The sequence below is a fragment of the Nocardioides sp. genome (assembly GCF_047607365.1).
GTDB lineage: Bacteria > Actinomycetota > Actinomycetes > Propionibacteriales > Nocardioidaceae > Nocardioides.
Genome location: NZ_JASGDD010000083.1, coordinates 1 through 7529, shown reverse-complemented (window position 1 = coordinate 7529; position 7529 = coordinate 1). Strand labels below are relative to the sequence as shown.

Below are 7529 nucleotides of genomic sequence, written 5' to 3'. Positions count from 1 at the left end.
TCGATGCAGGCGATCTACGTGCCGGCCGACGACTACACCGACCCGGCCCCGGCGACCACCTTCGCCCACCTCGACGCCACCACCGAGCTCAGCCGCGAGATCGCCTCGCTCGGCATCTACCCGGCCGTCGACCCGCTGACCTCGACGTCGCGCATCCTCGACCCGCAGTTCATCGGCCAGGAGCACTACGACGCGGCCATCCGGGTGAAGCAGATCCTGCAGCGCAACAAGGAGCTCCAGGACATCATCGCGATCCTCGGTGTCGACGAGCTCTCCGAGGAGGACAAGACCATCGTCCTCCGCGCTCGCCGCATCCAGCGCTTCCTCTCGCAGAACACGTACGTCGCCAAGCAGTTCACCGGCATCGAGGGCTCGACCGTCGCCCTGGTCGACACCATCGAGGCCTTCAACAAGATCTGCGACGGCGAGTACGACCACGTGGCCGAGCAGGCGTTCTTCATGTGCGGTGGCCTCGACGACGTCGAGCGCAACTGGGCCGAGATCCAGAAGAGCATCTGATTCGCATGGCGGGAACTATCACGGTCGAGCTCGTCGCCGCGGACCGCGTGGTCTGGAGCGGCGAGGCCTCGGCGGTCTCCGCCCGGACGGTGGAGGGCGACCTCGGCATCCTGCCGGGGCACGCCCCGCTGCTGTCCCTGTTGGCCCCCTCGGCCGTGGAGATCAAGCCCGCGAGCGGTGCGGCCGTCTCGGCCGAGGTCGACGGCGGCTTCATCTCCGTGGCGGACGACCACGTGTCGATCCTGGCCGAGCACATCACGCTCTGATCGCCGAGTGCTGGGGGCCGCGGGGGGATGCCGATCTGGGAGTGGCTGCTGGACGCCGTCGGCGCGCTGCTGCTCCTGGTCGTCGTCTACTTCCTCTGTCTGATGGTGCGCCGTCGCGTCATCGCGCGCCACGGCGGCACCTTCGAGCTCGCCTACCGCGCCCGGGCCTCCCAGCCCGGGCGCGGCTGGCTGCTGGGCATCGGCCGCTACTCCGGCGAGACCCTCGAGTGGTTCCGCGTCTTCTCGCTGGCGCCCACCCCGCGCTGTCGCTGGCAGCGCGTCTCGCTCGCCTACCACGCCAGCCGGCAGCCCGACCCGGACGAGGAGATCGAGCTCTATCCCGGGCACGTGATCGTCGAGTGCGAGCATGAGGGCGGCCTGATCGAGCTGGCGATGGCGCCGGAGTCGCTGATCGGCTTCCAGGCCTGGCTGGAGTCCCGTCACCCGGGCGTCGACTGGTCGCAGTGAGAGCCGTCTACGCGGCCTTCGCCCTCGCCGGAGTGCTCTTCGCCTCCCTCGTCTCGCGGCTCCCCGACATCCGCGAGGCGCTCGACCTCTCCAACGGCGACCTCGGGCTGCTCCTCCTGGCCACCTCGACGGGATGCGTCGTCGCGCTGCCCGCCGCCGGGCCGCTGATCGAGTGGTGGGGCGCGGCCGCGGTCGTGCGCTCCGGCGGACTCGCGGTGGTCGGCGGCATCCTCGTCGCGGCGACCGGCGCCACCGTGGTGCACGTCGAGACGCTCGCCGCGGCGGGCCTCTTCGTCCAGGGCCTCGGCGTCAGCGTCTGGGACGTCGCCATGAACGTCGAGGGCGCCGAGGTCGAGCGGCGCGTCGGGCGGACCGTCATGCCGCGCTTCCACGCGGTGTGGAGCATCGGGTCGCTGGCGGGCAGCGCGATCGGCGTCCCGATGGCCGCACTCGGAGTGCCGATGCTGGCGCATCTCGCGATGGTCGGGCTGCCGGCGTACGTCGGCGTCGTGGTCGCCACCCGCGCCTTCCTCCCCGTCGACACGCACGGCCCCCAGGCCGCCTCCGACGCGCCGCGGCGCTCGCCCTGGACCGAGCCCCGCACCCTCCTGATCGGCGTCATGGTGCTGGCCTACGCCCTGGCCGAGGGCTCCGCCAACGACTGGCTCAGCCTCGGCATCATCGACGGGTACGACGTCGAGCACTGGGTCGGGGTCACCGCCTTCGCCACGTTCGTGGTCGCCATGACGTCCGGGCGGATGGTCGGCACGCGGGTGCTGGACCGCTTCGGCCGCGCCCCGGTCCTCTGGGCGTGCGCGGGCGCGGCCGCGGCCGGAATCCTGCTCACCGTCTTCGCCGGGAGCCTCGCCCTCGCCTTCGTCGGCGTCGCGATCTGGGGGCTGGGCTCCTCGCTCGGCTTCCCGGTCGGGATGAGCGCCGCCGCCGACGACCCGGTCGGCGCCGCGAAGCGGGTGGGCGTGGTCTCCACCATCGGCTACGGCGCGTTCCTCATCGGCCCGCCCCTGCTCGGCTGGGTCGGCGACCAGGTCGGCACGCTGCGGGCGCTGCTGGTGGTGGCCGTGCTCATGGTGCCCGCCGCGCTCACGGTGACCGTGACCCGCTCCACCGCGCGCTCCGAGGGCAGCTCACCCTAGGGTGGTGCGCATGTCGCCGCGAGTCAGGATCACCTACTGCTCGAAGTGCCGCTGGATGCTCCGCTCGCTGATGTACGCCGGTGAGCTGCTGCAGACGTTCGAGGCGGAGATCGGCGAGCTGACGCTGGTGCCGGGCGATCCGGAGCGGGAGACCGGCATCTTCCGGGTCGACGTCGACGGTCAGCCGGTCTGGAACCGCAAGACCGACGGCGGCTTCCCCGACATCAGCGAGCTCAAGCGCCGCGTTCGCGACCTGGTCGCGCCCGGTCGCTCGCTCGGGCACGGCGACCGGGCCGCCGAGGTCGAGCGCTAGCGCTCGCCCCCCGGCACCCACAGCACGTCGCCGTTCTCGCGGTTCTCGAAGCGGGCGAGGATGAACAGCAGGTCGCTCAGCCGGTTGAGGTAGGTGATCGCCAGCGGGTTCATCGTCTCGGCGTGCACCTCCCACGCCGCCCACGCCGCCCGCTCCGCGCGCCGGGCGACCGTGCGCGCGACGTGCAGGTGCGCCGAGGCGACGGTGCCGCCGTTGAGGATGAAGCTGCGCAGGTTGGGCAGCTGCTCGTTGAACTCGTCGCACCAGCCCTCGAGCCGGTCGACGTAGCCCTGCTCGACCCGCAGCTGGGCGTAGCCCGGGTCGGTCTGCGGGATCGGCGTGGAGAAGTCGGCGCCGACGTCGAAGAGGTCGTTCTGGATGTGGATCAGGACCTGGGCGACCTCGGGCGCGACGTCTCCGCCGGCCAGCACCACCCCGAGGTGGGCGTTGGTCTCGTCGACGTCGGCGTAGGCCTGGAGCCGCGGGTCGGTCTTGGAGGTCTCGCTCAGATCCCCGAGTCGGGTGCTGCCGCGATCGCCGGTGCGGGTGTAGATCCGGGTGAGGTTGACCATGGCTCCGAGCCTAGGCCACGGGACGGGCCGCCGGGCGCGCTCACCAGCCGGCCGAGCTGCAGCCGGCGTACGACGATGAGCTCACGGATCTGGCGGCGTCGCTGTGCCCGCGGCGTCGGGAGCGGGAGTGTCATGCGGCCCTCCTGAGACTGAGCGTCCGAGTCCTGGACACGACGGCGGTGACCACGCCGGCGACGATCGGCAGCACGATGACGAGGATGAGGAGAAGCAGCCACGGCACGCTGAATACCCAGCCCTCGGACGAGCTATTCGTGAGCAGGTAGGCCGCCGCCACCCCTGGCGTGAATCCGACGGCGATGCCCAGCACCGAGCCGACGAACGCGATGAGGAGGGCGTGCGTCCCGGCGACGACCCGGCGGGTCCTGGGCCGGGCGCCGACGGCCGACAGCGTGGTCAGGTCCTGCCTCGCGTCGTCGAGCGCGAGGCCCGTGGCGGAGAACGTGCCGAGCAGCACGGTGAAGGCGCCGAGGGCCGAGAGCAGGAGCAGCAGCAGCCAGTAGGGGGAGCGATGCCGGTCGGTGACGTAGACGGCCCAGTCGTCGGGGGTGACCGTGGCCGCGGCGGCCTCGACGGCGCTCTCGTCCATCTGGCTCGCGGGGCGGTCGGCGACGGCCGTGATCCACGCGCCGTCGCCGTTGTCGGGGTCGACCAGGCCGAGGTCCGCCGCCGTCTCCGGAGAGACGACCAGGCCGGCGATCGTCGGCCGGACGGCCGCCTTCGGCAGCGGTCCGCGGACCCGGAGGTCGGTGGCGAGCGTCGGCACGTCGATGCTGGACGCCTGGCCGTTCGCGTCCTCCGACCAGCGGGTGACCGCCACCGTGCCGCTGCCCTGGTCGCCGCCGTCGACCAGCCCCCTCCCGGACGCGAGCGCCTCCTTCGCAGCGGGGTCGAGGCTGACGCCCCACGCCTCCAAGGTCGGGGCGTCGGCGACGGCCACGCTCGTGGGCACGGACCAGGACGACCACTGGTCGGGGTCCACCGCGGGAGGCTCGACCGACCAGTCGTTCAGGGTCACCAGGGGAGTGAAGGTCACCCCGGTGCCCTGCTTCACCGCGTCGACGATCGCCGGCATGCTGCCCGCGTCGGTCTCCAGCGTCACGGTCCCGAGCGGGTGGGCGTATTCGTAGTCGCGATCCTCCTGCCGGGTGTCGCTGCCCGAGCCGATGCCGAGCGCGACGACCGCGGAGACCGACGCCATCACGGCCGCGACGGCCGGGGCGCTGCGGGAGCGGTGCCGGTCGGCGTCGCGCAGGGCGAGCCGCAGGGGAAGAGGGAGCCGGGGCGCGAGCCGGGCGATGGTGGCGATCAGCCACGGCGTCATCATCACCGCGCCGCAGACGGAGACGACCGCCCACCAGGCGTTCTGGAGGTCGCCGCCGCCGTACTCGTGGCGCACCGACGCAAGCGACCCGAGCGTGCCGACGGCCAGGACGATCAGGCCGGCGACAGGCCAGCCACGACGGACCCGCGGCGTCGGCTGCCGGCCGGCGAGCGCGGTGACGACGTCGACCTTGGAGGCGAGGCGCGCCGGGATCAGGGAGGCGAGCACCGCGGAGAGCGTCCCGAAGGCGATCGCCGGGAGGATCGCGAGCCATCCGATGTCGAAGGGCCCGAGGGCGAGCCCCCAGCCGGCCTCGACGACGCGCAGCCCGAGCCAGGTCAGCGGGATCGAGAGGGCGGCGCCGGCCACGGCTCCTCCGAGGCCCAGGAGCAGTCCCTGCGCGAGCACCGTGCGCCGGATGTCCCGAGGACTGCCGCCGGCCACGGCCAGGAGGGCGAGGGTGTGTCGCTGCCGGCGTACGCCGACGGCGAAGGCCGGCCCTGCCAGCAGCACGATCTCGATCAGGAGGCAGGTGATCAGCAGCGCCATCAGCGATGCGTCCTCCGAGGACGGCGCCGCCATGGAGTCTCCCGCGTCGAGGGCATCGCGATCGATGGTCTCGAAGCCGGCGTTGCTCAGGCGGGTTCTCTCGGCGTCGGTGAGGGGCGTGTCGGCGTCGCCGACGAGGAAGGTCCACGGGACGTCGAAGCGGCCGGTGACGGGAGAGGTGGCCGGGTCGGCCGCGGAGTCGACCGGCAGCATCACGGCCTTGTCGACATCGACGTCCCTCGCGAAGGACCGGACGACGCCGACGACCGTCAGCTCGGCCTCTCCCAAGGTCAGGGTCGAGCCGATCGTCGCGCCGGCGTGCGCCAGGGCGGGGGTCACCGCGATCTCGTCGGGCCTGCGGGGCAGGTGCCCGGTGACCGTGTCGACCAGGCCGTGGGCGAGCGGGGAGCCGAAGTCGGTCCGGAGGAGGTTGACCCGCCAGCCGGCCTGCCCCTGTGCCGCCCAGGCGGACAGCCAGGTGTGCGGGATCACCGGCAGATCGGTGGCCGCCTCGAGCGCCGAGAGGGCTTCCGCCTCGGTGGTGGGCGTGGCCGGACCGGCGGAGTCGCCCGGGCCGGTCTCCTCCGGGGCGGAGGATCCCCAGATCACCTGGGCTCGCGCCGACCCGTACGTGTAGGGCCGTGCCTCGCGGTCGCTGATCTGGCCGGTCTCGACCAGCGTGACCGCGGCGACGCTCGCGAGGATCGGCAGGCCGATGAGGATCACGACGAGCAGCGAGCGCCACCTGTGCCGCAGGATCTCGCGGCGCGCCAGCCGCAGGGCGGGCCTCATGCCGGTGCGGGTGCTCATGCGCGGCCGCCGTCGGTGACGTCGACGATCTTCCCGTCGCGCAGGAAGACGATCCGGTCGGCCCAGGCGGCGTGGCGCGAGTCGTGCGTCACCAGTACGCCGGCGGCCCCCGCGTCGATCCGCTCGCGCAGCACCTTGAGCACCTCCTCGCCCGTCCGGGAGTCGAGCGCCCCGGTCGGCTCGTCGGCCAGCAGCAGCCGGCGCGGGCCGGCGAGCGCGCGGGCGATCGCCACCCGCTGGCGCTGACCGCCGGAGAGCTGGTCGGGGAAGCGGCGGTCCACGTCGGGCAGGCCGACGTCGGCCAGGGCGTCGCGGCCGATCCGGGCCGCCTCGCGGGTGCCCGTGCCGTCGAGCTCGAGGGGGAGGGTGACGTTCTCCAGCGCGGTCAGCGTCGGGATCAGGTTGAGCTCCTGGAAGACGTAGCCGATCGACTTCCGTCGCGCCTCCGCCAGTGTGCCGGCCGAGGCCCCGCCGAGCGAGCGCCCCTCGACGTACAGCTGGCCGGAGTCGAAGGGCTCGAGACCCCCGGCGATCTGGAGCAGGGTCGACTTGCCGGCGCCCGAGGGCCCCATGACGGCCACCAGCTCGCCGGCGGCGACGTCGAGGGAGACGTCGTCGAGCGCGGCGACCGCGGTCTCGCCGTCACGGTAGGAGCGCGACACGTGGGCGAGGCTCAGGACGGTGCTCGGGGCGGTGCTCATGCGATGGTCTCCTTGGTGGTCGAGCGGGTGTCGGCGGGCTGGGCTGCGAGCCGGCCCTCGATGTGGTCCAGCCAGCGCACCAGCGCCTCGGCGTCGAAGATGCGCCGCTCGAGCACCAGCTCGGCGGCGAGGCTGAGCGACTCCCGGCCCGAGCCCGTGCGCTTGGCGCGGGTGAGCTCCTGGAGGTGGGCCATCGCCGCCGCGCGCTGCCGCTGGACGAGGTCGGCGACGTCGACGCCCGGCACGGTGACGGCCAGCGCCAGCTTGATGGTCAGCTCGTCGCGCGGGTCCGGGGTGGTCGGCAGCGCCGTGTCCCACCACTGCACGACCTCGTCGCGGCCCGCGTCGGTGAGCGAGTAGGGGATCGCCTTCGGGTCGGTGGGGGCTCCCGTCCCGGCCGCCCCGCCCTGCACGACGAGGCCGTCGCGCTCGAGCCGCTGCAGCGTCGAGTAGACCTGCCCGATGTTGAGCGGCCAGGTGTCTCCCGTGCGGCTCTCGAACTCGGTGCGGAGCTGGGCGCCGTACATCGGCTGCTCCGACAAGAGGGCCAGCAGCCCGTTTCGCACACTCACATACTCAGTATGCATACCGAGTATGTACGAGGTCAACGGGCAGAATCGGCGTGTCATGTGGGAGCAGCTGAGAAGAGCGGTCGACGGACGCACCGCCACGGTGACGATGGCGGCCGTCCTGGCGTCCTGGCTCACGTCGTGGGGCATCGCGAGCGCGGCGGGGCTGCGCAGCGACGTGATCATCCTCGGCACGGTGGTCGCCGCGACCGCGGCGCGGGTCGACGCGCGCACCCGCGCCACCCCGCGCGGACGGGTGGTCCGGC

At 73.0% G+C, this 7529-nt stretch carries 9 protein-coding genes and 1 pseudogene; 6 read left to right on the top strand and 4 right to left on the bottom strand.

Features of this window, described 5'->3' with window-relative positions:
• The 5 genes and pseudogenes from QM572_RS06560 to QM572_RS06540 form a co-directional block, all read left to right on the top strand.
• Window positions 1–519, top strand: a pseudogene (locus tag QM572_RS06560) (F0F1 ATP synthase subunit beta); the annotation flags it as partial.
• 5 nt (window positions 520–524) lie between these two features.
• A complete protein-coding gene (locus QM572_RS06555) occupies window positions 525–785 on the top strand; it encodes a F0F1 ATP synthase subunit epsilon (RefSeq protein ID WP_415091283.1) in 261 nt (86 codons plus the stop codon).
• A 27-nt stretch (window positions 786–812) separates the two neighbouring features.
• Window positions 813–1253: a DUF2550 domain-containing protein gene (locus QM572_RS06550; RefSeq protein WP_415091281.1), complete on the top strand. Its 441-nt coding sequence runs from the start codon at window positions 813–815 to the stop codon at window positions 1251–1253.
• A complete protein-coding gene (locus QM572_RS06545; protein ID WP_415091279.1) occupies window positions 1250–2407 on the top strand; it encodes an MFS transporter in 1158 nt (385 codons plus the stop codon). The genes QM572_RS06550 and QM572_RS06545 overlap by 4 nt, the downstream gene beginning before the upstream one ends.
• Window positions 2408–2417: 10 nt before the next feature.
• Window positions 2418–2720 carry a SelT/SelW/SelH family protein gene (locus QM572_RS06540; protein WP_415091277.1) on the top strand — a complete coding sequence of 101 codons (303 nt, stop codon included), beginning with the start codon at window positions 2418–2420 and terminating at the stop codon, window positions 2718–2720.
• Here the strand turns inward: QM572_RS06540 and QM572_RS06535 are convergent.
• The 4 genes from QM572_RS06535 to QM572_RS06520 all read right to left on the bottom strand — a co-directional run bounded on the left by QM572_RS06535 (window position 2717) and on the right by QM572_RS06520 (window position 7266).
• Window positions 2717–3292 carry a cob(I)yrinic acid a,c-diamide adenosyltransferase gene (locus tag QM572_RS06535; RefSeq protein WP_415091275.1) on the bottom strand — a complete coding sequence of 192 codons (576 nt, stop codon included), beginning with the start codon at window positions 3290–3292 and terminating at the stop codon, window positions 2717–2719. The two genes, QM572_RS06540 and QM572_RS06535, sit on opposite strands and share 4 nt — an antisense overlap.
• Window positions 3293–3422: 130 nt before the next feature.
• Complete coding sequence (locus QM572_RS06530; RefSeq protein ID WP_415091273.1) at window positions 3423–5993, bottom strand: FtsX-like permease family protein; 2571 nt, start codon at window positions 5991–5993, stop codon at window positions 3423–3425.
• Window positions 5990–6694 carry an ABC transporter ATP-binding protein gene (locus QM572_RS06525; protein WP_415091271.1) on the bottom strand — a complete coding sequence of 235 codons (705 nt, stop codon included), beginning with the start codon at window positions 6692–6694 and terminating at the stop codon, window positions 5990–5992. Before QM572_RS06525 ends, QM572_RS06530 begins: the two co-directional genes overlap by 4 nt.
• Window positions 6691–7266 (bottom strand): PadR family transcriptional regulator, encoded by a 576-nt coding sequence (locus QM572_RS06520; RefSeq protein WP_415091269.1) that lies wholly within the window; start codon window positions 7264–7266, stop codon window positions 6691–6693. Before QM572_RS06520 ends, QM572_RS06525 begins: the two co-directional genes overlap by 4 nt.
• A 55-nt stretch (window positions 7267–7321) precedes the next feature.
• Between QM572_RS06520 and QM572_RS06515 the strand changes: the two genes are divergently transcribed.
• Window positions 7322–7529: hypothetical protein (locus QM572_RS06515; RefSeq protein ID WP_415091267.1), on the top strand; the 208-nt coding region annotated here is incomplete at its 3' end.